Origin of the sequence: Aequitasia blattaphilus (genome assembly GCF_024721305.1) — a bacterium.
Lineage (GTDB): Bacteria > Bacillota > Clostridia > Lachnospirales > Lachnospiraceae > Aequitasia > Aequitasia blattaphila.
Genome location: NZ_JAMXOD010000011.1, coordinates 1 through 26,112, shown reverse-complemented (window position 1 = coordinate 26,112; position 26,112 = coordinate 1). Strand labels below are relative to the sequence as shown.

Sequence of the window (26,112 nt, the reverse complement as noted above, 5' to 3'; positions counted from 1 at the left end):
TTAACAAGTTATGAAATAACTATGATACATCGCTACAAATTTGTCAAGTATTTTCTTGAAAATAGAGAAGTGGCCATCACAATCTTTTGACTGCAATGGCCACTTCCCTATTAAGTTTTATCTAACTTTCTTTATAATCGGAGGTCTACCTCGACCTAGTTCCCTTTTACTTTTTTCATTATCTTTATTTCATAACCCTCATTCTCCAATAACATCGCCTTTACAGACTGTTATTACATTTTCATTGGTTATCTTTATTATATAATGACTTTTTGTTTTTTCAATTCATTAATTTTCATTCTTCTTATGAATCGCCCAAAGTCCATTTTCATGGTATCTTTATTATACTTCCTCTTTAAATATATTATTACTTTGGTTAATAAGTACCTATAACCGTTTCAATCATACACAGAGCCCTTATCATTTGTGTACAACCGTACTAAGCTATTACCTCTTAAACCGTTTACTCTTATATATTTAATATTACATGATATATCAGGTAATGCTTCTTTACGCATCTTCTGATAACTTTGAGGTGGTATTTTTCTTTTCAATATGCCAACAAATTTTAATCATTTCTGCGGCTACAAATCTCTCCGATTTTTTATTACTTTTTTTGTTGCCGTCTTTTTATACCTTTTTTATAAGGCTTAATTTACGGGAACTAATATTTGTTGTACCACTAACATATTGAGTCTTCATCTCTACATTGTCCAATGGATCAAGCCTCCTTTTCGTTCCGATTTGAAATCCGAAAACCCTTTCTCGTCAGGCTTTTTTTATTGGATTTCCTGTAGGTTGAGTATATAATACCATTGGCTTTTCTATTTGTCAATACTATTTATTTATTTTTTATTTGTTATTTTACTATTGTTGCGATTTGTATAAATAGTCTGTCAATTCCCCTCTTTATTTTACACTGAACTGGAGAGTATAGTCCTGATCCCCCGGGATTTCATAATCTTTTCCTGGCTTTGATCCCCAACTATCAATCCCTCCAACTCCACGTACTTTATTGGCAATCACCATTACGGTTCTTCTGGGCAAAGGCAGCTCTTCCATATGGGTTGCATTTTCTAATTCCTGAGATGTATAAGGCAAACATGAAAATGCAAATTCGTCTTTGCCTCTAAATTTAATGCTCTGATTGTTTCTTTCCACTTCCGCCCATCTTGTTTTCATATGCATGCCACACTCCTGAGGTACCAAATACGGAGTGACTGGAAGTCCTTCTACCTGATGGACTCCATATGCTCCTCCCTCCATTCGATCCGGATAGGTTTCACCTGAAAGTCCCTCATATTTATATCCATCGGCTTTTTCCATCAACACAAATCTCATTCCTAAAACGGGTAAACCTGGAAGATTATCTTTCCCTTTATAATGCATATGTATCTTTATTTCCCCTGATGGTAACACCGTGTAACTTACGCTAACACTTGTTTTTGGTACGGTACTTGTCTCATAGATAAATGTAATCTCTACCTCTTTTGCATTCTCATTATTGCTATATTTATTATTCTCAGGCGCTGCCGGAAAAGGTATTTCTTCCCCATTGATTTTTACATATTTGCTGATACAACGTAAGAACATGTCTGCTCCCATCCACATTGCTGAGGCATAGGAGAATCCATTTCCTCTGTCATTGTCAGTTGTTGCTCTCCAAAAGGTGGGCATGGGGATACGATACAGCCACTCCTGTCCCTGCTTTTTCAAAGACTCCAGACCACCTTTTGCATAAGAAAAAATATAGTGAAAGTCATCCCCCTTTAATCCCAGGGTAACATCTCCATATATAATACTTAGCTCTTTATTTATATTTTCCATAATAGTACCTCACTTCCTGCATCGCTGGCTTTTCCTCCCGATTGGCAAACAGAATACCATTCCCAGAGAATTCATAATCAGAAGGTCGGTCACCAAAGTCTCCTCCATATCGAAGTACTTGCTTCTTTGATATTTCATCATAGACATAAAGTGCCTGATCAATAAAATCCCAAATGTACCCGCCTTGATACATTTCATACCGATCCAGCAACTCCATATATGCTTTCATCCCCCCTAATGAGTTTCCCATATTATGCATATACTCACAAAGAATAAATGGCTTCTTTGGCTCATTATCTAAATACTCTTTGATTTCCAATGGCTTAGCATACATTCTACTTTTAATATCTGAAATGCTCTCCTCATAATCTGGATTATGAAAATTTCCTTCATAATGAACCAGCCGTTCCTCATCTGCATTTTTGTAAAACTCATGCATCAAACGAATGTTTTCACCCGCATAAGATTCGTTTCCCAGAGACCAGAATAAAATACTGGTATGGTTTCGCAGAAGGTAATACTGTGTTCTTGCACGATCTAATACTGCACCTCGCCACTGTGGTATATCCCCTGGCACATTATAGGAAGGTTCAATCTGATCCATTTTCTGCCAGGAGCCATGGCTTTCCATATTCGTTTCTGCCATTACGTAAATCCCATTTTGATCGCATAGATAATACCATGGAATTTGGAATGGATAATGAGAGGTACGCACGGAATTGATATGATTTTTTTTACAAGTTTCAATATCCCCTCTGTTTTCTGCTTCTCCTATAACACGCCCGTTATAGGGACTCCACTCATGGCGATTCACTCCATTTATCACAAGCCGCTTTCCATTCAGCTGCATAACACCTTGATGAATCTCTATTTTCCGAAATCCAAATGGATACTTTATATATTCTACTACCTCTTCTGTGTCTGTCTTCACAAGCAACTCTAACCAATAAAGATAGGGGTTTGTATTATCCCACAGGTTCGGGTTGCTTACAATAACTTCAGAAAATTGAATGGTCTCTGAAAATACTTCCTCACTTTCGTGAATGATATGGTTGTCCTGATTCTTAATGATGCAGCAAATTTTTCCTTTATTTACCTTTGATTTTGTTTGTACCCTTAAGTTTATTCTTCCAGATTCCAAATTCGTCAAAACCGGTTGTATCCATAAGTCCTCGACATGAAGCTTCGGCCTGGCAACAAGCTCTACATCTCTAAAGATACCAAAGAATCGAAAGAAATCCTGATCTTCCAAAAAGGCTGCTGTACTTCTTTTATGCACCTCTACACACAGTATATTCTCTTTTTCCTGGATTTCAGGTGAAAGATCAAATTCTGACGGTGTAAAGCTGTCCTCTCCATAGCCAATAAAAACCCCATTAAGCCATACATAGAAAGCTTGTTCCACACCATGGAATTTTATTGATATGTCTTTTCCAATCATACCCTGATCCAAATCAAATTTCTTTATGTAGGAGCCAACAGGGTTATATTCCGCTTCACTAAACATTCCCTTCTCCAACGTATCTTTTCCAAGAGTATAGGGCGGTCTCCTATATTCACTTCCTTCCCAGGGATACATAGTATTTATATAATGCACTCTATCGTATCCTGCAAGCTCAATGTGCTTTGGAACTTGAATTTCATCAAACCCTGTACTGTCAAAATCAGCTTTGTAGAATTCTTTTGGCCGTACTTTAGCATTGACCGAGTATAAAAATGACCATGACCCGTTAAGAGATTGGCTTAATGTACTCTTTCCTCTCTCACTTTCTTCTTTTGAAGCATAGCACACATGATCACTATGAGAATCAATTTGATTGACACGATAAATTTCCGGGTCATCCAGCCATACAATTTTATCCATTTTCTAACCTCCTTAGCCTTTAACCGCTCCTGCTGATATACCAGCCAAAATATACTTTTGGAATATCAAATATATAATGATTGTTGGAATCATAACAATGATAATTCCTGCTGCCAGCTTTTGCCAAGAGCCTTGCTGGGCATTCGCAAAATTCATTAAAAATGTTGTTACTGTCCGAAGTTTATTATTGGGCATATACAAATAGGGAATATACATATCATTTATTATGTTAATTGCCTTAATAATACAAACAGTGGCTGTTGCCGGTTTCAGTAAAGGAAAAATAATAGACCGGAACAATCGGAAATAAGAACAGCCATCTAATAATGCAGATTCATCTAGTGAGACCGGTAAGCCTTGAATAAATTGCCGATAAATATAGAGCTGCATTAAATCCGATGCAATGTATATCACAATAGGAGCTCCTAATGTATTATAGAGTCCGAGCTTTTGGATGATTTGAAATCTGGCTATTTCTGTTACAAATGTTGGAATCAGCATTCCCATAAAAAACAACCCTACTACAAGCTTCTTTCCTTTGAACTCAAAGCGTTCGATTACATACGCTGTCATTGTACCAAACAATACGTTAAATACTAAAGAGACTGCCAATATAATTCCTGTATTTTTAAATCCAACCAAAAGATATCGGTTTGAAAGCACGTTTTCGTAATTCTCTGTGGTGATATTACTTCCCGGGCTTAAAGGAGAAGAGTTCACCATGTCTGCCCCTGTCTTTAAGGATGCAAACAGGGTCAATATGATTGGTGCAATAACGACCAATACCATTCCGATGCAAATCAGCTGTTTTATCACTTGCTGCGCCACTCTTTTAGTCATTTTTTCCACCTCCGTCTCTTAAGATTATTCCATGTATCAACTTATTTTGAATAAAGTAGATGACAATAATCATTAACATAATTGCAATTGCCATTGTTGAAGCCAAACCAAAGTTTGAGAACTGGAACGCGGTGTTAATCGTGTATAGTGTAAAGGTGGAAGACGCATATCCTGGTCCTCCTCCAGTCATGACAAATGGTATATCAAAGACTTGTAATGCTCCTCTTATATTATCAAAAAGAACAAAATCTACCATTAGCATTATTGCTGGAATTTGTATGAAGCGAAAAATCTGTAAAGTGTTTGCTCCGTCTACCCTTGCTGCTTCTATTGTATCCTGAGGTACCGACTGTAATGCTGCAATAAACAGAATAATATGATATCCGCTGAATCTCCACAGAGACACAAAAGACAGCACGAAGTTCACAATCTTAGGGTCTGATAACCAGTTCCGAATCCATGACTCCAGCCCTACTGTACTCAGGATTGAATTAAATGCTCCATTTACTGGTGAGAAAAAGTAGGAAAATGCATATGCAATTGCCACTCCATTAATAATATATGGCATAAATACTACAGTTTTATAGAATTTTGCTGCCCGAAGTTTGCTGGTTAAAAGTACGGCAAACCCTAACTCAATTGGTATCATTAATAAATGAATAAAAAAGTACACAGCATTATTTTTTAAAGACAACCATAAATCCTTATTTTTAAACATACTTACAAAATTATCAAAACCAATAAAATCCATCTTTGGTGAATAGCCATCCCAATTAGTAAAACTCATGCGAAATAGATCCAAACCTGGAAATAGTACAAAGCCTACTAAAAGAGCGACTGGAATAATCAGAGAAACAATAATGAAATTTCTTCTTTTCTTTGTTAACTTATTCATGTCTCAATCTCCTCAAATTAAAAGAGCTGCTATACAGCAGCCCTTTTTGGTTTATTTAATCTCTAGCTTCTCTCTTGCTGCTTTCCAGCTTGTATTTAATTCAGAAAGAGCCTTATCCAAATCAAAATCTTTTGTAGCCATCTGCGCACCTAAATTTTTGTAGTCAAAAGTAGTTTCATTTTGCAATGCCTGAAAATCATCCCCGCCTCCATCATACATTACAAAATTTGCATCCTCTGCTAATTCATCTGCTTCTTGAAGCACCTCATGCTTCTCCTTTGGAAATGTTGTCATTGCAGATGCGGAAGTGATGTAATCTAAATAATCTGGATACCATGCATCCGAATAAAACCACTCAACAAATTTAATTGCTGCTTCCTGATTTTTACTATGTGTGGTAACTCCCATGAAGGAATCTCCTTGTACGATTACATTAAATGGATCCGACTCTGTATTTCTTGCTGGCAAATAGAAGCTGCCTAGCTGGGAAATATCACCTGCGTTGGTTTCAATATTTTGCAGTCCCCAATCACCAAGAGCAATCATTCCACCCTTCTTGGCAGCAAACAGGCTTGTCACCTGATCATTTCCCAGTCCCAATGGATCTTTACCAAGTGAAGAAGAACTAAATAATTCATCTACCTTTTTAAATGCATTATATACATCTGTTCCTTCTTTAAAGGGTTCATCTTCTGTTGCCATCGTATTCCAATTTTGTCCATTTCCAGATTCAAGAGAAGGCATGAACTCCATAAATGGATAGTCTGTCCAGGTATCTTTTAATCCGATTGCCAGTCCCATAAAATCTGGATTATCTTTTCCATAGTAATCTTGAAGTTTCTGTGCAGCTTCCATAAACTGTGGCCAGGTTGTTGGCACTTCTACTCCTGCCTCTTCAAACATATCTTTCCAATAATATACGTATTCGTAACCTGCAGTCATTGGAACTCCAAGAATCTTCCCATCAATTCCATATCCTTCAGCCAGCTCATTATTCTTTGCGGCTTCTGTATCTGACAAATCCACTAAATAATCTTTAAATCTTGATAATGTAAAAGTTTTGTTAAACATAACATCTGGTAATTCATTTGCAGATGAGCGCATTTTCATTGCATTCCAATACTCAGAGTCATCTTTTAGTTTCTCGACTTCGACATCAATATCTGGATATTCTTCTTGAAACTTACCTACCATATCTTCTTGTTCAATAAAATCATTCAGGTTATTATCCCAGATTGCAAATGTAATTGTCGTCTTTTTGCCTCCGGAACCGCTTCCCCCTTCTTCTTTCTTTCCACCACACGCTGTCATGGATAGTAAGAGTGTACCCACTAATAGTAATGATACAATTTTCTTCTTCATTGTTTTCCTCCTTCTCATCATTTGTTTTCGAATTACTAATGAGAATTATAGAGTTATCCTTGCTATTTTACCTTGTTCTATTATAATTTTTCTTGATATATTGTTATTTTCTTTATATTTGACACCTTGTTGAATCGTTTGCATTTATGATATTTCTTTCGTTTTTCTATATTGGGTTGGGCTAATTGCTTCTGATTTTTTAAATAACCTTGTAAAATGTTCCACATTTCGATATCCTACCATCTCTGCAATCTCATAGACTTTAAAGTCTGTTGTCTTTAATAATTCTTTCGCCTTTTCCATGCGTATCCCCAAAAGATAGTTTGTAAAGGTCTCACCCTCTGATTTAGAAAACTGATTTGTAAAGTATTTTTCATTTAATCCCACATACTCCGCAACATCCTTTAGCTTTAGCCCTGGGTTCTCATACTGATTTGCAATGTAGCGTTTTGCTTTTACAATAACATCTGTCTCATTAATCTTTAGTTTTGCCATAGAATAGTCCATAATCCACGCAAAATAGTTTGTAACCCATAACTGCAGATTCCTAATATTGATAATACGATCAATTTTGTCAATATAATTATATTCTTCCATGAATATCTCTGTCATTCTTTCCTGGTGAATCTCCAGTTGTTTTGAAATTGCCAGTATGGCAGCATATACATGCATCTTTCCTATTTCAAGATTCTCTGAATTAAAATAAGTAAATAGTTCCTTTTTTCCATCGTTCATTTTCTTCTCATCGCATGCGTACACCGCCTTTGCCAGTTCTTCATATCGTGACTCCAGCCGAATTATTTGATTCCAAAATTCAATATCTCTTGGTAAATTAATAACTGAGTTTTTCCCAAGAAGATGCCTCACATGCATAAATTGATCTACTTCGTCTGCTGTATCATAAATATCTATGATTCCTTGATGTAAAGTACTGATACATACAGAAAACGAGATGTTCTTATCCTTATTCACTGCCTTTTGCAATACAGAAATCATTTGAAGCAGCTTATATTCATAGTCTTCCTCATTCACCCTGTAATAACATAGCATACTGTGTGAATCCGGCAAATATGAAATACACCTTGTTACAAATCGATTGTTTCGTTCCAGTATTTCCAATACATTTTCATTGCCTTCTTCAAAGTGAAACTTTAGTAAGATATAAGACTCTGTTAACAAGTCAGGATTATTCCGTTTGATAATTTTAAAGTCAATTTCATTTCGTAACAATTTTGCAAAGAGTATTTCGTCTGTTAACTCCTTGCTATTGACTCTCTCTTCATATTCAGCAATCAAATTTCTTAACCTTTTAACCATTGCATTAAATTGATGTGCCATCATTTTTATTTCTTTGGTTCCCTTTGGCTCTACTCTGACATTTAAATTTCCGTCTTCCACCGCCTTCAGTGATTCAATAACATTTTCCACCGGACAAATCGGACTGATTTACATAGCTTTCTATATACCATGTATTATTTCCTACTGACAAAGGGGTTTGAATGACGATATTTCCTTTCTCAAGCCCTGCCATGTTATCATCTGAAAAAACATCCTTCCCTTTTTGATCCACAATTTGTGTAATTCCTAATGCTGATTTTCCATTTGCATATTTTGTGTTATACTTTTTAATTCTATCAACAACTCCTGAAATTTGATATGCACAAATTGCCTCAACCCTTTCCTCCCTGTCTATGAAATTATTTGGCGAAAGAGAATAGACCAGGATTAGGGTATTTCTTCCTCCATTCTGTATCAGCTGATTCTTTTCTCCAATATCATAGGCCCCTATAACTATTTGATTTTTTTCTTTTTGAGCCTCTTTATACCAATCTTCTTTTCGCAAAGATGCAATGGATATATCAATGTCATTTCGAAAAAAAATCTTCTTGTTACTCTTCATATAAAAACCTATAGACACAATATCCTTGACCGGTTCTATCACAAAATTTGTTGTTTCAGTCATTTTCCTTTTATAATTATACTGTTCATCTTCCGAAATGTTTTCCATCCCCGATGCCATGTTGACAATTTCATTATCATTTACATATACGAGGTGTGATAGTTTTAGAGATGTATTTTTTATCTCTGTCTGTAGAAGAGATGCTAAACTTTCTTGTGTCTGTTCAATATTTTCCTTGCCTTTTTGTGTCACCTGATGGTTCAAGAAAAGGAGTACCAGTCCTAGAGTGACTAAAATTGGTATCACAATTAATGCAACAAAAAACATATAGTATAATGATTTGATTGATTTACTTTCACCTTTAAGCAATTTCATTCTCTTTTCCCTCAAATTCTGCATAGCTAATTACGACTACTCTCGTAAAATATCATAAATCACTCTCTTATAAAATGCAATCCTCTTCCATTGTCAACCTTTTAATTTTAGTGGTTGACAATTCTCTTTCGACTTTATATACTGTTTTTAGACAAAAAAGGAAAGAGGTATTATTCACATGGAACAAACAAAATCATTTTTTTCAACAAAAAAACTTGTGCTTATTGCACTTATTACTGCAATCACCTGTATTTTAGCACCTATATCAATCGCCTTACCCATTAGTCCGGTTCCCATCTCCCTGACTACATTAGTATTATTACTTGGAGTATATGTACTTGGTTGGAAGGGCTCCGTCATTAGCTGTTGTATTTATTTACTTTTAGGTCTGGTTGGACTTCCTGTCTTCTCCGGATTTTCAGGTGGTTTCGGAAAGCTTGCAGGCCCTACTGGCGGCTATCTTATTGGATACTTGTTTATCTGTATTATTGCCGGCTATGCCGTTGAGAAAAAATTAAATCTCGTATTGATTTTTATTTCTATGGTAATATCCACAGCAATTCTTTATACTTTTGGAACTCTTTGGCTATCTCACCAATTAGGCATTACCTTTTTGGCAGGACTTCCGATTGGTGTTCTTCCCTACATTCCTTTGGATATTATTAAAATTGTTATTGCAATGATCATTGGTCCCGTTATTCAAAAACGCCTTTCCCACATACAGTAGGGAAGGCGTTTTTCCTTAAAGAATAAGTTGTCCTGCTTCTTTATAATCTTCTAAACTATAGCTTTTAATTGCATCTCCTTTAATCAGATAAAGATAGTCGTCAATATAGATTCCACGAGAGGCATCATAACCTCCAATCAGTTCTTCCTCTAAAAGTTTTGTAAATCCCTCTTCCTTTGAGTAGCGATACAGAACATATTTGTTTCCTCCATCTACTCCAAACCCAATCAGATTTCTCTCTACGTCAACCAATGCCGCCTTGTAATCATAGGAAACATCACTGTAAAAAATTCCTTCTAAGATGATCTTATCTTCCTCCTTTACATCTTCCTTATCTGTTGTATCAAACATGGAAAGCTTCACTCCATTTGACATACCATCTTCGCTCATATCCAATCCGATTCCCAGTAAAAGATTCTCACCATAAGGATGAAGATATTCTGAAAAGCCCGGGATTTTTAATGCACCTAAGACTTTTGGGTTTTCAGGATTGGATAAATCCACACTGAAAAGAGGATCCACCTGTCTAAAGGTTACAAAATATCCTATGTCTCCCATAAACCTTGCCGAATAGATTTGCTCTCCTTTTGCAAGTCCCGTAATCTTTCCTGTGATTTTCATTTCTTTATCTAATATATAAAGAGCATTATCCTCATTATTGGTAATCACCAGACGCAAATGGTCTTCATACTCATCCAAAGAGAAGCTATCATTTATGTACCCTTCAATCGTTGCTTTTCCGGAGCCTTTGATACGACCATCTTTATAGGACATTTTTCTTATTTCTGTCTGGTTTTGCTCATCTTTCCATGTTTGAGAATACACGAATATACTATTCCCACTGACATACAGTTGTCCGTATTCTGATAAAACAGCTTTTGTCTCAATGCTTTCATCTGGATGCTCCATATCAATTGAGGATACCACGAGATATTGATTTGCCTGCTTAACGCCAGGCATGTAGATATCTGCTTCTTTGATAAAATCACCATTGGCTTTTGGAATAAAAGTATCAATTTGATCACGGTTAAATTCATAGGGAACCATATATTCGGAGAACAGATACATATATCCGTCTACAAACCGACTCGACTGCAAATATCCGCTTTGAGTATATTCTCCAATTAATTCAGGCTTATTGCGATCTGCCACACTATATGTCATGACGACAGCTTGAGTTTCTTTGGTCTCACTTTCTGTATCTTTAGCGTATCCGCCCCATACCCACATTTCACCGATTGTACCTGTAATAATCAGTTTATCTTCACAGAGATAGAGTTCACTGATTTTTAAGTCTTCTTCCTCCATCTGAATCGTTGATATTTTCTTCAGAGTACCTTGATCAGCTTGAACAATTTCAACTTGATTTTGGTTGGATCGCCGGATATAAAGGTATTCCCCATCTGTCTTTACAATATCCCCTTCCCCTACATCACCATGGCGTTGGTTCGTATCTGAGTAGGATGAATCTGCTCCAGTAATTTGTATATCCTCTGCTGCAGGTTCTGTTGTTCCTGTTGCTTCCTCAGATTTTCCCATTATCATCCCATCGCCTAAAAAAGGCTCCGCTTTAATGCCTTCATAATATTTTTCCAGATAATCTGCAATCTCACTATAGGGTTCTGCCTCTGTGACACCCCTCTCCTTTTGTGTGTCTGTTCCTTCATTTTTCTTACTTACCTGTCTTAAAACTCCGGATACTACAACCCCACTGATTAATACCAATACAAAAACAGCTGCAAGAATCTTTGTGATACTCCCTGTGTTTCTTTTATTTTTCTGTTCCAGCTTTTTACTAATTTCTTCTGGTGTAATCTCTTTTGGAATCTCAACATCGGAAACCTTTTCTTTTATTTTATCCAGGATTTCTCTTTCATTTTTATCCATATCATCAAACCCCTTTCTACTGAAGCAACGGACCAAGTTTTTGAAGACCACGGCTTCTTTTTGATCGGACTGTGGAGGCATTTAGTCCCATCATTTCACCGATTTGTACACTATTGTATCCTCCAAATACAGAAAAACCTATGATAGCCCTCTCGTCCTGCGGCAATGTCATAAGAGCATTTCTTACATCAATTGGTAAATCATAATTGACCTCTTTCCCTTCTTGCTCCTGCACCAGATTCATAGCATTTGAAACCACCTTTTTTCGTCTCTTAAGGCTTCTCTTACACTCATTTGAAACAATGGTAAAAATCCAGCTGCGAAAAGACCCAATATCCCTTAATTGATGAAATTTTTCATAGGCAATTAATACCCCTTCTGATACAGCATCTTCCGCTTCACTTGCATCTCTTACAATACACAGGGCAAACCGATACAAATCTTTGTATACCTCTTGATAAAGTTTTTCGAATTTTTCCTTCTGGCTTTCCATAATTGTCCCCCTTTTTTTGGGTCTTCTATATATTAGAGTAAAAATGGATCTAAAGTGTTGCAAAAAATAGACTGTTACAAAATATTTTTTTGTCATACTTTGCAACAGTCCTTTTACTATCCTCTGTAGTAGTTAATCAAGCATCCTTTTAGAATAATATCTCTTTCCCCATCCGTTAAATCTCCCAGCGTGAAAGAAACTTCCTTCAAGTTTTCTCCAACCACATATGCCTTTATATCCGTATCCTTATCGATAACTCTTTTCCGGATATCTGGTATAAAGATGTAATCTCCATCATGGAAATTTAGGTTCTCATGATTCTCCTTCGTAATAAATGGAAGCATTCCCCAGTTAATCAGATTCGAGCGGTATCTCTTGGTGGCATACTCATTTGCAATATTTGCCCAGCCGCCTAAAACTTTCTGGCAGGATGCTGCTTGTTCTCTTGCAGAGCCATCTCCTGGTTTTCTTGCAAAAATTGTACTTCCAACTCCCAAGACCCCTGACTGGCTTTCCGGACATTTACTTTCCAATATTTCAAGAATCTTTTTCACTTCTTCGTTGGCTTCTTTGGGATTTCCTCCTGCTTCAATTGCCTTTTGGGCATTTTGCACTTCTTTTGCTCTTCCTACGTATGCAGGGTCTTTTCTGGAAAGAGTAAATTCTGCAAGTCCTAAAGGATTCGAACGGTAAGAAGATGTTTCTCCTGAAGGGATCAATTCATCTGTCGTTGTAACAGGATCATGTATTTCTGAAACAACCTTAATTAAAAGATTATCCGGTAAAGCTGACATCTCCGGCCAATCTTTAATATTGGGTCCAAACTGGATTTCTACACTTGGATCGGGTTCTCCATGACTATCAAATACTCTATTCTCATATATTCTCTTGTCAAAATGATATTTTTGACCTTTATACTCTACATCTATATCTGCTGCTGAAGTTAAGAAACCTTTATTGGCAGATGTTGCAGCTATAGATCTGGCATCCATCAGAGCAACGGAGGAAATCTGTCCATTCTGAAGCTTTGAGCCTTCTCTGTTTGGGAAGTTTCTTGTAGTATGACGAATGGAGAATGCATTGTTCGCCGGTGTATCACCTGCTCCAAAGCAAGGTCCACAAAAAGCTGTCTTAACAACAGAACCACTTTCCATCAGTTCTGCAATGACACCGTTTTTCGCAAGTTCTGTGTAGATTGGTGTGCTGGCAGGATAAACACTTAAGGTGAATGCATCTGAACCAATGTATTTTCCTTTTAGTATATCTGCTGCCGCGCAAATATTTTCAAATCCTCCACCGGCGCAACCTGCAATGATTCCTTGTTCCACATAGAGTTTTCCATCTACAATTTTATCCATCAACTGATAATCCACTGCATCTCCAAGACTGACTGCTGCCTTCTTTTCCACTTCATGAAGAATATCCTTTAAGTTCTGATTCACCTCTTCAATGGTATATACATTTGATGGATGGAAGGGCATAGCAATCATTGGCTTGATTTCATTTAAATTCACGTAAACACATCCATCATAGTAGGTAACATCTTTTGGATTCAGTTCTTCATAGTCTTCTATTCTTCCGTGAATATCGTAAAACTCCTTAATCTTCTCATCTGTTTTCCAAATAGATGAGAGACACGTTGTCTCCGTAGTCATAACGTCAATACCGATTCTAAAGTCTGCGCTTAAATGCTCTACTCCAGGACCTACAAACTCCATAACCTTGTTATTTACGTAGCCGTTTTCAAACACTGCTCCAATAATAGCCAGGGCAACATCCTGAGGACCTACTCCATTTGAAACCTTGCCATCCAAGTAGATCGCTACTACTTCCGGTTTTTTAATATCATAAGTTTTATTTAACAATTGTTTTACAAGTTCTGGTCCACCTTCTCCCATAGCCATGGTACCAAGAGCACCGTATCTGGTATGAGAATCAGAGCCCAAAATCATTTTCTTACCGCCTGCCAGCATTTCTCTGGCATATTGGTGAATAACCGCCTGATGAGGAGGTACATAAATCCCACCATATTTTTTTGCACAAGTAAGTCCAAACATGTGATCATCTTCATTAATCGTTCCGCCTACTGCACAAAGTGAATTGTGACAGTTTGTCAGTACGTAAGGAATCGGAAACTTTTCTAATCCCGAAGCCCTTGCTGTTTGAATAATTCCCACAAAGGTAATATCATGAGAGGTTAACTTATCAAATTTTATTTCAAGTCTTTCCATATTTCCGGAAACATTATGTTCTTCTAAAATGCTATAAGCTATGGTTCCTTTTGCTGCCTCTTCCTGGCAGACCTCTTTGCCAATTCTGCTTTTTACTTCATTCTCATTTTCTACTATGTCTACACCACTGATAAGATAGACACCTTTTTCGTACAACTGAATCATGTGTATTCCTCCTATATCTTCCTGCGTTTAACCAGCTACCATTTTAACACAGGAAAGCAACTCTTGTCTAATACCTGAAATTTTTTTCCTGCTTTTTCTTGACTTTTAAACACGACTTTAGTATCATGAACAGGAATTTAATGAGGATATTACTTTGCCACCGGGTAAAGTTGAAATACGTTGTAATTTGCGCCATTAGGTCTTTGAAGGTGCAGATTGTGACGTTTTTTTAATGGAGGAAAATCATGAGACAAGATCATTTACTATCATCTTTTTTTAAATATACATCTGCAAATATTATGGGAATGATTGGCATATCCTGTTATATTCTGGCCGATACTTTTTTTGTATCTGCTGGTCTTGGAACAAAGGGCCTTACTGCTTTGAATCTGGCCATTCCTGTCTTTAATTTTATTAACGGAAGTGGGCTGATGATTGGAATTGGTGGAGCTACCGCTTTCTCCATTGCAAAGGCAAAAAAAAATAGCAAAGAGGGCAATCAGATTTTTTCCTGTTCCTTAATTCTGACCTTGCTCTTTGCTCTTCTGTTTGTTTTTCTCGGGCTCTTTGGCTCTTCCTTTCTGGCCACCAGACTTGGGGCAAATGAGGAAGTATTTGCAATGACTCAAACCTATCTCCGGGTATTATTGCTTTTCTCACCGGCTTTTATTTTAAACAATGTATTCCTTGCTTTTGTCCGCAATGACGGAAATCCCAAGCTCTCTATGGCAGGAATGTTAATCGGCAGTTTTTCCAATATCATACTGGACTACATTTTAGTATTTCCCCTTAAGATGGGGATTTTCGGTGCTGCCTTTGCCACTGGCTTGTCACCAATTATCAGCATGCTTATCCTCTCCACTCATTTGCTGAAAAAGAAAAACACCTTTCATTTAGAAAAAGATTTCAACTCAATTAAAAAAGCTTTTTTTACCCTTTCACTTGGGGCTTCTTCTTTCGTAACCGAACTGGCCTCAGGCATTGTAATGATTGTCTTTAATATGGTGATTCTCTCTCTTGCTGGAAATATTGGGGTCGCCGCTTATGGAATTATTGCCAATCTTTCCCTTGTGGTTACTTCCATATTTGTGGGGATATCCCAGGGAATACAGCCGCTTTTAAGCGACGCTTACGGAAGAAAGAACAAAGTTCACATCAGGAAAATATGTCAATACGCTCTCATTATGTCACTTATTTTGGCCGCTGCTTCTTACGTACTGCTGGTTGTATTTAAAACTCCAATTGTCAATATTTTCAATAAAGAAAACAATCTTGAACTGGCCACCATTGCAAAAGAAGGTATCACCTGGTACTTTACGGCTTTCTTTTTTGCCGGAACGAACATTGTACTCATTTCAATTTTGAATTCCATCACCAAAGCTAAGCAGGCATTTATTCTTTCAATTCTCCGCGGTGCTTTGCTTATTCTCCCCATCACCCTGGGTCTGTCCTATCTCTTTCATTTGACAGGGGTGTGGCTCTCATTTCCTATTACGGAGATTATCACTCTTGTAATCGGATTCGTTTTTAGCTTTTCCAGCAGTACTGATTTGGTTTAATATTCAGTTTACTCTCTGCTAAGATAAGCTCCTTTGTCTTGCGATCAAATACGTAGATGCGGTCTGTCTCAACACAAAATTCTTCGACTGCATCTGCTTTCCCCTTATATTCCCCCCGCATCAGAGTATTAAAGCTTCTGTTTGCCACGCGCATGGTTAGAAGTGTACTTTCCTCTTCTTTTAAAACGCCTTCGATTCTTTTACTGAAACGAACAGAATCTTTTTCTCTTCCTTTTCCAAGGGTAATATCTTCCGGTCGAATTCCCACAATCACTTCTCTTTTTCTCTTATGGATTTCTTCCATTTCTTTCTGTTCAAGCTTTATATAAAACTCTCCCAATTCAGTTGTAATATAGGCTCTTCCTTCCAGAACTTCATACTGTCCATCAATCAGATTGATATCTGGCTCATTAATAAACTCTGCAACAAAGGCATTTTCTGGTTTATAATAGAGTTCTTTATAGGTACCTTTTTGGATTACCTCTCCTCTTTTCATAACCACAATTTGAGATGCTAATATCTTTGCTTCCTTTACACTGTGTGTTACATAGAGAATTGTATTCTTAATCTCAGCATGCTTTTTTGCCATACTTTGCACAACTGATTCCCGTATCTCTTTTTCCAGCCCAGCTAAGGGCTCATCTAATATCAATAAATCCGGTTTCAAAATAAGTGCTCTTCCCAAGGCAACTCTTTGCCTCTGACTTGCACTTAATGATTTCGGTTTCTTATTGTATATATCCGCCAGATGTAAGTCTGCCGCCACTTCTCTGGATCTCGCTTCAATCTCTTCTTTGGGATATCCTCTTTTTTCCAATCCAAATGCCAGATTTTCTTCCACCGTCAATTTGGGATACAGTGCGTAATTTTGCAATACCATGGCCATACTCAGTTCCTTTGGATTGATTTCCTTCAGCTGCTTACCATTAATTTTTATTTCACCGGAGGTAACCATTTCCTGCCCTGCCACCATCCGAATAATTGTTGACTTTCCACATCCTGAGGGTCCTACAAAGACCACAAACTCTCCATCCTCTACATCTAAATCTATATTTTTTACCGCTTCAAATCCATTTGGAAAAGTTTTATGCACCTGTTTCAGCGATACACTTGCCATTATTCATCCTCCTTGTCTGCCAGCAGATGTTTATATACATCCCGCTTTGAAATGCCCCTGTCCTTCGCAACTGCTTTCATTGCATCTTTCTGAGCATAATTCTTTTTTAAATAATGGTTCATATGCTCTTCAATCGACTGTTGTTCCCACATTTCAATGCTTTCTTTTTTTACCTCTTCTTTGCTCTTCCCCTCCAACACAATGACACACTCTCCCTTGGGAGGCGTTTCCTCATAAGATTGAATGATCTCCGTCAGATTCATACGAATGGCTTCTTCAAATTTCTTTGTCAGTTCTCTTACAACCGCTGCCTTGCGGTTTCCTAATGTTTCTTCTAATTCTTTTAAAGTACGAGCCAGCCTATGAGGTGCCTCATAAAGAATGATGGTTCTCGTTTCATTCTTAAGACCATTAAGAACCTCTCTTCGTTCCTTTTTATCTCTTGGAAGGAAGGCTTCAAATACAAATCTTCTGCTGGATAATCCAGATAAGATAAGAGCCGACACAAATGCGGTGGGTCCTGGAATTGTCGTCACTTCAATCCCTTCTTCAATACACATCTTAACTAACTCTTCTCCGGGATCTGAAATTCCAGGCATTCCTGCATCTGTTACAAGAGCAATGCTTTTCCCCTCATTTAACATTTCAATCAATATTCTTCCCTTATCATACTTATTATGCTCATGATAACTGGTCAGAGGTGTTTGTATCTCATAATGATTGAGCAGTCTTTTTGTGTTTCTTGTATCTTCTGCTGCAATAGCATCTGCTTCTTTTAAAATATTAAGGGCTCTTAGCGTAATATCTTCCAAATTGCCAATGGGAGTCCCACATAAATATAATATTCCCCGCATTCTATTCTCCATACATTTCTAATAGTGCTTTCGTATAGCTTTTATCCTTATTGTAAACAATAAGAGGTTTCTCTATCTTAAGACGCTTATTTCCGCCCTTACACCCTTCAATCAGAACCATATTGGGTTCTTTATCCACGTAGGGGTGAACAAGCTGCATTCTTTTTGGCTCAATCCTGTATTGGGTCATCAGACTCATGATTTCTGCAAGGCGAAAAGGTCTGTGTACCATATAGAAACGACCTCTCTCCTTTAATAATCCTGCACTTTCTCTGATAATGTCTTCCAATTTGCACAGAACTTCATGTCGTGCAATTTCCAAGTACTTGTTTTCATTCCGTAACCCATGCTCTGCAATCATGTAAGGAGGATTCGTCGTAACAACAGAAAAAGATGAGGCACCAAATATTTTGGTTGCCTCTTTAATATCTCCTTCCACAATCTCTATTTTATCCGTAAGCTTATTATGGCCAACATTTCGAATTGCTAAATCTGCACTGTCCTTTTGAATCTCCAATCCAGTATAATGTGCGCCTTTGTTTTTTGCCTCTAAAAGAATGGGTATTACTCCATTTCCACATCCCAGGTCAATTGCCTTTTCTCCAGCCTTCACCTTTGCAAAAGAAGATAACAGAACTGCATCCATTCCAAAACAAAACTGGTCTTGGTTTTGAATAAGCTCATATCCTTTTACCTGTAAGTCATCTATTCGTTCTTTTATATTTTTGCTACTCATCATCTAATTTCGATTCTACATTCTTTTCTTCAAGGTTTTTAAGCTGCTTCATTTCATCTTTTGAAAGGTTCATTCCCTTCTTTTTATGTTCCTTTTTGAATTTCAATTCACTTCCTTTATACTCTCGGATTTCCTTTTCATCATCATCTAAAACCACAACGACTTTTACCAATTGCCGTAAAATATTAATGCTTTGTACGTCGCCTTTTAAACCTTCTGGAGTTGTGACTCTATCTCCCACCGAAGGAAGCTTCCGATTGAGTTCTTCATATGCTTTTTCCTCATTCGCAAGACAACACATCAACCTTCCACATACTCCTGATATTTTTGTCGGATTCAAGGATAGATTTTGTTCCTTTGCCATCTTAATGGACACAGGTGAAAATTCAGACAAATACGTATGACAGCAAAGTGCCCGCCCACATATTCCGATTCCACCACGTATCTTCGTTTCATCGCGGACTCCAATTTGTCTCAGTTCAATTCTCGTTCGGAAAACACTGGCTAAATCCTTTACCAGCTCTCTAAAATCAATTCTTCCATCTGCTGTAAAGTAAAAAAGCACCTTGTTATTATCAAAAGTATATTCTGCCTCAATAAGCTTCATTTCAAGCTTATGGCTTCTGATTTTTTCAAGACAGATACGGAAAGCTTCTTTTTCCTTTTCTTTATTTCTTTCTTCTTTTCTTTTATCTTCTTTTGTTGCAACTCGAATAACTGGTTTTAATGGCTGCATCACCTTCTCTTCTTCAACTTCAATCTTGCCAGTCACCACCAGACCAAATTCGATACCTCTTGCGGTCTCAACAATTACGTTATCATTTACGTGGATATTGAATTTTCCCGGGTCAAAAAAATATATTTTCCCTGCCGGTCTAAAACGCACCCCAATCACTTCTATCATCTATTTGTCTCCTTCATTGTATGGAAAAGTAATTCCATTACCAGATCGAAATTTACATTGGCTCTTAGTCTTTCTTTTGCGTTCTCAATTCCCTTTAAAACCAATTCAATATCTTCGTAGGATTTATGCTTTGCCATCTCTTTTATTTTTGAAATTTCATTTTTGAAAATCAATTTATCAATATCTTTCGTTGCTTTATATAATAAGATATCTCGATACCATATCGTAAAAATATCAAGATAATCACAATAGTCTACTTTATAGTTTGTTGATTCTTTGACTGCTTCTATCAAGTCATCCATTTTCAAAGAGTCTTCATTTCTTAAGAAGCGCAAAGCGCTTTCCATAAGAGCATTAAAGTGCTCAGATTTTGCCAGCATTATTCCCTGTCCTAAATTTCCTTGGGAAAAAGCTGCACTTACTTCGGCCTGATAATCCGGAACATTCATGTTCTCCATTAGGTACTTCTTAATCAAGGTTTCTTTTATATTTCGTAACCTTAAAATCACACATCTGGAAGTAATCGTGGACATCAATGCTTTTGCATTTGATGTCAGGAGTAAAAATATTACATAGGAAGGCGGTTCCTCTAAGGTTTTAAGTAATGCATTCTGTGCTTGCTCCGTCATCTTGTCTGCTTCTGGCATAATATAAACCTTGTATTCACTTTTGTAAGGCTTTATATGTATCGTGTTATTAATCTGAGCTCTTACATCATCAACACCTATTGTTGCCGGCTTTTCATGATTCACCCAAATCAAATCAGGATGATTCATGCTTTCTGCCTGTAAACAAGATGGGCATGTTCCACATGGGTCTGTATTGGAGTTTTCACAAAGCACCGTCATTGCAAAAAGCTTTGCCAACATCTTTTTCCCTGCCCCTTGATTTCCGTTTACAATATAAGCATGGGCTATTTTGTCACTGCTTACTGCATTCCGTATATATTCAATTATTTCACTGTGTCCAATTACGTCTTTAAAGCTCTCCATTGACGATTACCTCTGTGATCTCATCTAAGACCTTCCTTATGTTGTCGTTTGTAAATTTTCTTGTAATCCCTGCCTGTTCCAAGTTCTCCTTGGAAAAATCCTGTTCATCTGCCAAAAATCTTCTGCAGGTTTCTGCGTATTTGGGAACATTTTGTCTTTTCTCTCGTTCAATGCTCCTGATTAGGCGTTCTCCGTCTTCAACCTCTATATATAATGGAAGAATATTTTTTTCTCCATAATATTCTTTCATCTTCTGATAGGACTCCAAGGTTCCAATCATTAAATAATTTCCTTTGTTTAAATCAATTTGTCCATCATCCACAGTGGCATATCGCCAGACACCATGAACGGTATGATAAGCACGCTGCTCGATCATGCGTCCTTCTTCTTTAAATTTTTTAAAATCCTCTTCTGTTACGAAGTAATACTCTTCCCCATCTTTCTCGCCTTCACGAATTGGTCTTGTTGTATAGGGAACCACCGTTTTCAGAGAAGGAATTTCTTCCTTAATATGCTTATACAAAGAGTCTTTCCCGGTAGCACTCTTTCCCATGATATAAAATAGCTTATTCATTTTTCACAACCTCAACCTCTGTTTCTTTTAACCCTTCTAAAATATATCCATTCTTACTATACCATAATAACATATGATAGACTGCTTTTGTAATTCTTTCTCCCGGAACCAAAATAGGAATTCCAGGTGGATACAAATAGACCGAGTTCTTTGCGATCCGTCCCTTGCAGTCTTGGAGCATACAATTTTCACCAGGCTTTTGACTTGCCTCCCCGGGGGTAAATATTACTTCCGGAAGAAAGACCTCATTTATTTCATTTTCAGTTTCTTCCTGATACTGCAATTCTTGATCAATCTCAACCAAGGCTTTTTTCAGCCGTTCAAAGCCTTCCTTTGTATCCCCCACACTGGTCATTCCCAGTACATAATCGGCTCCTGTCATCTCCATTTGAAGATGATACGTTTCATAGAGAATTTCATAGAGCTTCTTCGCCGAAAGGTTCGTTCCCTTTGTGGATATGACTATCTTCGATGGCTCTATTTCATGGCCTTCCAACAGCTTCAAATGCCGAAGGGTTCTTAGTTCTTCTCTGAGCTTCTTTAAGTTTTTTCCATACAAGAAAAAGGCCTCTTGACTCTTTTCTTTTAAAAAATCAAGACAGCTGCAAATACTGCTCATAAGCACGTAAGAAGGACTGCTGCTTTGAAGCATGCTCAAATATTTTTTCACCTTGTCTGAAGATACAATTTGTCCATTTACGTGTAAAAGTCCTGTCTGGGTAAGAGCAGGAAGGGTCTTATGAAGACTTTGAATCACAAGATCCGCTCCTAGCTCATTTCCCGACTTTGGAAAAATAGGATGAAACCCAAAATGAGCTCCATGAGCCTCATCCAATATCAAAGGCAATCCACTTTCATGAAGAACGCCTGCAATTTTCTGTATATCAGAAACAATTCCTTCATATGTAGGGGACACCATTACAAGTCCTTTTATCTGAGGATTTTTTGCAATAGCATCCTGTACTTCTTCCGCTGTTATCATGCCGTTCTTTGGCAATATATACTCGGGACGTATGTCAAACAGCTCCAAGGCATTATACACAGACTTATGGACATTTCTGGCAACCAAAAGAGTTTCCCCTCTCCCTGCAACACTGGCAATGGCTGCCAAAATCCCTACGGTACTTCCATTCACCAGAAAATAGGCTGCTTTACTTTTATATATTTTCTTCGCCAAATCCTGATATTCTTTTAAAATCTCTCTTGGATGATGTAAGTCATCAAATCCTTCAATCTCTGTTATATCGATTTCGAAAGGAAAGTTTTCTTTCATCAGCTCTTTGTTTCGCTTATGCCCTGGCATATGAAATCCATAATAATCTGAATTTGAATAATTCCAAAGTTTCTGGTATAACTTTTCCATTTATAGCCTCTTAAGAAGTTCTTCTCTTTCTGCTTCAAATCCTGGTTTTCCAAGAAGTGCGAACATGTTTTTCTTATAGCTTTCTACCCCTGGTTGATTGAATGGATTTACTCCCAGGATATATCCACTGATTCCTACTGCAAACTCAAAGAAATAGAACAGCTGTCCTAATGAATGTTCGTCTTGTGCTGGAATGTTTACCATAAGGTTTGGAACATTTCCATCCGTATGTGCAAGCATGGTTCCATTCATAGCATTCTTATTGACAAAGTCCATTGTTTTTCCGGAAAGGTAATTCAATCCATCTAAATCAACCTTTTCTTCTTTTAACTCGATATCTTTTGATGGTGCTTCCAGATTTAAAATTGTTTCCATAAGAATTCTATTTCCATCTTGAATAAACTGTCCCATGGAATGTAGGTCTGTTGTCAAATCAACGCTGGCATTAAAAATACCTTTTTGATCTTTTCCTTCGCTTTCCCCGAAGAGCTGCTTCCACCATTCCGATACGTAGTGAAGGTTTGGTTCATAATTTGCCAGAATCTCAACGAGCTTTCCTTTTCTGAACAGGATATTACGGACTGCTGCGTATTTAAGCGCATTATTGTTTTCAAAGTCTGCCTGTAAAGCTTCTTCTCTTGCTTCCTGAGCACCTTCCATCAACGCGTCTATGTTCGCTCCACTTACTGCGATTGGTAAAAGGCCTACTGCAGTTAATACTGAGAAGCGTCCACCTACATCATCTGGTACCACAAAGCTTTCATAGCCTTCTTCAGTGGCAAGATTTTTAAGGGCTCCACGTTCTTTATCTGTCGTTGCGTAAATTCTCTTTGCTGCTTCTTCTTTCCCGTACTTATTTTCTAACATTTCTTTAAATACACGGAAGGCAATCGCCGGCTCAGTAGTTGTTCCAGATTTTGAAATTATGTTTACGGAAAAATCCCGGTTACCAATCACTTCAATCAGTTCTTTTAAGTATGTTCCACTGATGTTTTGTCCAGCATAGTAAATCTCTGGTGTCTTACGAACTTCCTTTGACACAGTATTGTAGAAGCTGTGACGTAAGAATTCAATCGCTGCTCTTGCACCAAGATAAGAACCGCCAATTCCGATTACAATCAGAACTTCTGAATCTGATTTTATTTTATCTGCTGCCTGCTTGATACGGGCAAACTCATCTTTATCATATTGAACAGGTAAATCAATCCATCCAAGAAAATCATTTCCTGCACCTTCTCTTGAAAGCAATTCATCCTTTGCATTCAACGCTATTTTCTTCATGCTTTCCATTTCATGGTCCGCAATAAATTTGCTTGCTTTAGAATAATCAAAAGTGATTTTTTTCATTGGTATAATCCTCGTTTCCTTTTATTGTGTTTTTAGTTGCCGTTATATTTTAACAAATCAGATTGATATTATCAAGATTATAGGCTTTTTAGGTACGCTTTCATCAATCTTGTCACATGGAGAATTGCCTGTTTCTCAAAAGTTGGATAATCTACCTCTGCACTATTATCTGCTTTATCTGATATTGCACGAATGATTACGTAGGGAATGTGATTCAAATAGGCCACCTGAGCAATTGCCCCACCTTCCATTTCCACGCACTTCGCTTGGAACTCCTCAATAATGTCGTTCTTTATTTTCCCATCTGCAATAAACTGGTCTCCACTTGCTATTCGTCCCATAAAGGTTTGGATGTCTGGATTTACTTCTTCATTCACCACTTTCATTCGTTTTCCTAATTCCCTGTCTGCTGTAAATTCCTTTGTGTCCATTCTGGGAATCTGTCCCTTTTCGTACCCGAATCCAGTTGCATCCATATCATGCTGCACCGCATCTGAGGAGATTACGATGTCTCCTATATTAATATCTGGATCCAGGGATCCTGCGATTCCTGTATTAATGACACTTTCCACTTGATACTCGTCCACAAGAATCTGCGTACAGATACCTGCATTTACCTTTCCAATACCACTTCTAACAATAACAACTTCCTGATCCATTAGCTTTCCTGTATAAAAAATCATGGAGGCCTTTTCTTTCGATGAAATCTCTTTCATTTCTCCGATTAAAGCTGCAACCTCTTCTTCCATTGCTCCAATAATTCCTATCATTTTAACCACTCCCTTCTCTAACTTCAAATTATACGTTATAAAGGGGTATCTTTTCAACTTATTACTGGAATTATTAGTGCCATTCTGCTATAATTTCATAAGACAGACAAACCAAAACGAGGTGCGTTTATGAAACGAATTGTTTTAACCGGCGGAGGAACTGCCGGACATGTAACACCAAATATTGCTTTGCTTCCCAGACTAAGGGAGCTTGGCTATGATGTTCACTATATTGGCACTTATGATGGCATTGAAAGAGATTTAATCGAAACACTTGGAATACCATATCACGGAATATCTTCCGGTAAGCTTCGAAGATATTTCAGTCTTCGGAATTTTACAGATCCCATACGGATTTTAAAGGGTTTCAAAGAGGCGCGAAGCCTGATGAAGGTTTTAAATCCTGCGATTGTTTTTTCAAAGGGAGGCTTTGTAACGGTTCCCGTTGTTTATGCTGCTAAAAGCAGAAAAATTCCAGTCATTATTCATGAGTCCGATATGACCCCTGGACTTGCCAATAAATTAGCGATTCGAACTGCTGCAAAGATTTGCTGTAATTTCCCAGAAACTGTAGGTCTTCTTCCTGAAAAGAAAGCCATTTTGACAGGATCTCCAATTCGTCAGGAGCTTCTTTCTGGAAATAAAATTAATGCACAAAACTTTTTATCCTTTACGGGAGATAAACCTGTGATTTTAGTAGCCGGCGGAAGTCTTGGTGCCGTTTCTGTGAATGAGGCGGTTCGTTCTGCTCTTCCTGAGCTTTTGAAGACTTATCAAGTGGTTCATCTATGCGGAAAGGGTAAGTTGGATAAAGCTTTAGAAGGTACGACAGGATATGCTCAATTTGAATACATAAAAGAAGAGTTGAAAGATATATTTGCCCTGGCTGACCTTGTGGTTTCCAGAGCGGGTGCAAATGCAATCTGTGAATTGCTGGCACTTCGAAAGCCTAATCTTTTGATTCCTCTTCCTGCAAAGTCAAGCCGTGGAGACCAGCTTTTAAATGCTGCTTCTTTTGAACATCAAGGTTTTAGTATGGTTTTAAATGAAGATGATATGACTACTTCCGTATTGGTTGAGAGAATTAACTGCCTTTACGAGAAACGACAGGATTTTATTCAGAATATGCAGAATTCCGGACAACAGAATTCTATCGATGCAATTATTGATTTGATAGAAGATTTACACTTATAAAACCAGCCTGAGAGAACTTGATTTCTTCTCCCAGGCTGTATTTATTTTTTTCTATATTATTCTTTAAAGTGATCAATAGCTGATTGCTCAATGGCAAGTCCCTTTTTGAACCGTTCAATGTAAGATTCAAAGCCTT

22 protein-coding genes are annotated in these 26,112 nt (G+C 37.5%); 3 read left to right on the top strand and 19 right to left on the bottom strand.

From position 1 onward, the window contains the following. Nucleotides 1-909: 909 nt before the first annotated feature. The 7 genes from NHH15_RS08685 to NHH15_RS08655 all read right to left on the bottom strand — a co-directional run bounded on the left by NHH15_RS08685 (nucleotide 910) and on the right by NHH15_RS08655 (nucleotide 9,063). Nucleotides 910-1,827 (bottom strand): beta-galactosidase small subunit, encoded by a 918-nt coding sequence (locus tag NHH15_RS08685; RefSeq protein WP_262066269.1) that lies wholly within the window; start codon nucleotides 1,825-1,827, stop codon nucleotides 910-912. Further along, a complete protein-coding gene (locus NHH15_RS08680) occupies nucleotides 1,811-3,691 on the bottom strand; it encodes a glycoside hydrolase family 2 TIM barrel-domain containing protein (RefSeq protein WP_262066268.1) in 1,881 nt (626 codons plus the stop codon). Before NHH15_RS08680 ends, NHH15_RS08685 begins: the two co-directional genes overlap by 17 nt. Nucleotides 3,692-3,703: 12 nt before the next feature. Beyond that, entirely contained in the window at nucleotides 3,704-4,531 is an 828-nt protein-coding gene (locus tag NHH15_RS08675) for a carbohydrate ABC transporter permease (protein WP_262066267.1), read from the bottom strand. Beyond that, nucleotides 4,524-5,426 carry a carbohydrate ABC transporter permease gene (locus tag NHH15_RS08670; RefSeq protein ID WP_262066266.1) on the bottom strand — a complete coding sequence of 301 codons (903 nt, stop codon included), beginning with the start codon at nucleotides 5,424-5,426 and terminating at the stop codon, nucleotides 4,524-4,526. The genes NHH15_RS08675 and NHH15_RS08670 overlap by 8 nt, the downstream gene beginning before the upstream one ends. 51 nt (nucleotides 5,427-5,477) lie before the next feature. Next, a complete protein-coding gene (locus NHH15_RS08665) occupies nucleotides 5,478-6,788 on the bottom strand; it encodes an ABC transporter substrate-binding protein (protein WP_262066265.1) in 1,311 nt (436 codons plus the stop codon). A 144-nt stretch (nucleotides 6,789-6,932) separates the two neighbouring features. Beyond that, complete coding sequence (locus NHH15_RS08660) at nucleotides 6,933-8,216, bottom strand: helix-turn-helix domain-containing protein (protein WP_262066264.1); 1,284 nt, start codon at nucleotides 8,214-8,216, stop codon at nucleotides 6,933-6,935. Continuing rightward, entirely contained in the window at nucleotides 8,200-9,063 is an 864-nt protein-coding gene (locus tag NHH15_RS08655; protein WP_262066263.1) for a hypothetical protein, read from the bottom strand. Before NHH15_RS08655 ends, NHH15_RS08660 begins: the two co-directional genes overlap by 17 nt. 178 nt (nucleotides 9,064-9,241) lie before the next feature. Here NHH15_RS08655 and NHH15_RS08650 point away from each other — a divergent pair, with 178 nt between their 5' ends. Continuing rightward, entirely contained in the window at nucleotides 9,242-9,790 is a 549-nt protein-coding gene (locus NHH15_RS08650) for a biotin transporter BioY (RefSeq protein WP_262066262.1), read from the top strand. 15 nt (nucleotides 9,791-9,805) lie between these two features. Here the strand turns inward: NHH15_RS08650 and NHH15_RS08645 are convergent, their stop codons facing one another. From NHH15_RS08645 to NHH15_RS08635, 3 genes are all read right to left on the bottom strand, one after another. Then, complete coding sequence (locus tag NHH15_RS08645) at nucleotides 9,806-11,677, bottom strand: beta-propeller domain-containing protein (protein WP_262066261.1); 1,872 nt, start codon at nucleotides 11,675-11,677, stop codon at nucleotides 9,806-9,808. A 16-nt stretch (nucleotides 11,678-11,693) separates the two neighbouring features. Further along, nucleotides 11,694-12,170: an RNA polymerase sigma factor gene (locus NHH15_RS08640; RefSeq protein WP_262066260.1), complete on the bottom strand. Its 477-nt coding sequence runs from the start codon at nucleotides 12,168-12,170 to the stop codon at nucleotides 11,694-11,696. Nucleotides 12,171-12,286: 116 nt separating this feature from the next. Then, nucleotides 12,287-14,566 carry a hydratase gene (locus NHH15_RS08635; RefSeq protein WP_262066259.1) on the bottom strand — a complete coding sequence of 760 codons (2,280 nt, stop codon included), beginning with the start codon at nucleotides 14,564-14,566 and terminating at the stop codon, nucleotides 12,287-12,289. A gap of 245 nt (nucleotides 14,567-14,811) precedes the next feature. Between NHH15_RS08635 and NHH15_RS08630 the strand changes: the two genes are divergently transcribed. Next, nucleotides 14,812-16,125 (top strand): MATE family efflux transporter, encoded by a 1,314-nt coding sequence (locus NHH15_RS08630; protein ID WP_262066258.1) that lies wholly within the window; start codon nucleotides 14,812-14,814, stop codon nucleotides 16,123-16,125. Here the strand turns inward: NHH15_RS08630 and NHH15_RS08625 are convergent. From NHH15_RS08625 to NHH15_RS08585, 9 genes are all read right to left on the bottom strand, one after another. After that, entirely contained in the window at nucleotides 16,094-17,242 is a 1,149-nt protein-coding gene (locus NHH15_RS08625; protein ID WP_262066257.1) for an ABC transporter ATP-binding protein, read from the bottom strand. The genes NHH15_RS08630 and NHH15_RS08625 overlap by 32 nt on opposite strands. Continuing rightward, complete coding sequence (gene rsmI / locus NHH15_RS08620; protein ID WP_262066256.1) at nucleotides 17,242-18,096, bottom strand: 16S rRNA (cytidine(1402)-2'-O)-methyltransferase; 855 nt, start codon at nucleotides 18,094-18,096, stop codon at nucleotides 17,242-17,244. The genes NHH15_RS08625 and rsmI overlap by 1 nt, the downstream gene beginning before the upstream one ends. 1 nt (nucleotide 18,097) lies before the next feature. Further along, nucleotides 18,098-18,835, bottom strand: coding sequence for a tRNA1(Val) (adenine(37)-N6)-methyltransferase (locus NHH15_RS08615; protein WP_262066255.1), 738 nt, complete (start codon nucleotides 18,833-18,835; stop codon nucleotides 18,098-18,100). Beyond that, the gene (locus tag NHH15_RS08610) at nucleotides 18,825-19,736 is read right to left on the bottom strand and encodes a PSP1 domain-containing protein (protein WP_262066254.1); all 912 of its coding nucleotides are present in this window, start codon (nucleotides 19,734-19,736) and stop codon (nucleotides 18,825-18,827) included. The genes NHH15_RS08615 and NHH15_RS08610 overlap by 11 nt, the downstream gene beginning before the upstream one ends. Further along, a complete protein-coding gene (gene holB, locus NHH15_RS08605) occupies nucleotides 19,733-20,728 on the bottom strand; it encodes a DNA polymerase III subunit delta' (protein WP_262066253.1) in 996 nt (331 codons plus the stop codon). Before holB ends, NHH15_RS08610 begins: the two co-directional genes overlap by 4 nt. Further along, nucleotides 20,715-21,302 (bottom strand): nucleoside/nucleotide kinase family protein, encoded by a 588-nt coding sequence (locus NHH15_RS08600; RefSeq protein WP_262066252.1) that lies wholly within the window; start codon nucleotides 21,300-21,302, stop codon nucleotides 20,715-20,717. Before NHH15_RS08600 ends, holB begins: the two co-directional genes overlap by 14 nt. After that, complete coding sequence (locus tag NHH15_RS08595; RefSeq protein WP_262066251.1) at nucleotides 21,295-22,665, bottom strand: aminotransferase class I/II-fold pyridoxal phosphate-dependent enzyme; 1,371 nt, start codon at nucleotides 22,663-22,665, stop codon at nucleotides 21,295-21,297. The genes NHH15_RS08600 and NHH15_RS08595 overlap by 8 nt, the downstream gene beginning before the upstream one ends. Continuing rightward, nucleotides 22,666-24,012, bottom strand: coding sequence for a glucose-6-phosphate isomerase (locus NHH15_RS08590; RefSeq protein ID WP_262066250.1), 1,347 nt, complete (start codon nucleotides 24,010-24,012; stop codon nucleotides 22,666-22,668). A gap of 77 nt (nucleotides 24,013-24,089) precedes the next feature. Continuing rightward, nucleotides 24,090-24,782 (bottom strand): 5'-methylthioadenosine/adenosylhomocysteine nucleosidase, encoded by a 693-nt coding sequence (locus NHH15_RS08585; RefSeq protein WP_262066249.1) that lies wholly within the window; start codon nucleotides 24,780-24,782, stop codon nucleotides 24,090-24,092. Between the two features lie 129 nt (nucleotides 24,783-24,911). Here NHH15_RS08585 and NHH15_RS08580 point away from each other — a divergent pair, with 129 nt between their 5' ends. After that, on the top strand, nucleotides 24,912-25,976 hold the full coding sequence (locus tag NHH15_RS08580; protein WP_262066248.1) for an undecaprenyldiphospho-muramoylpentapeptide beta-N-acetylglucosaminyltransferase: 1,065 nt from the start codon (nucleotides 24,912-24,914) through the stop codon (nucleotides 25,974-25,976). Nucleotides 25,977-26,112 lie beyond the last annotated feature (136 nt).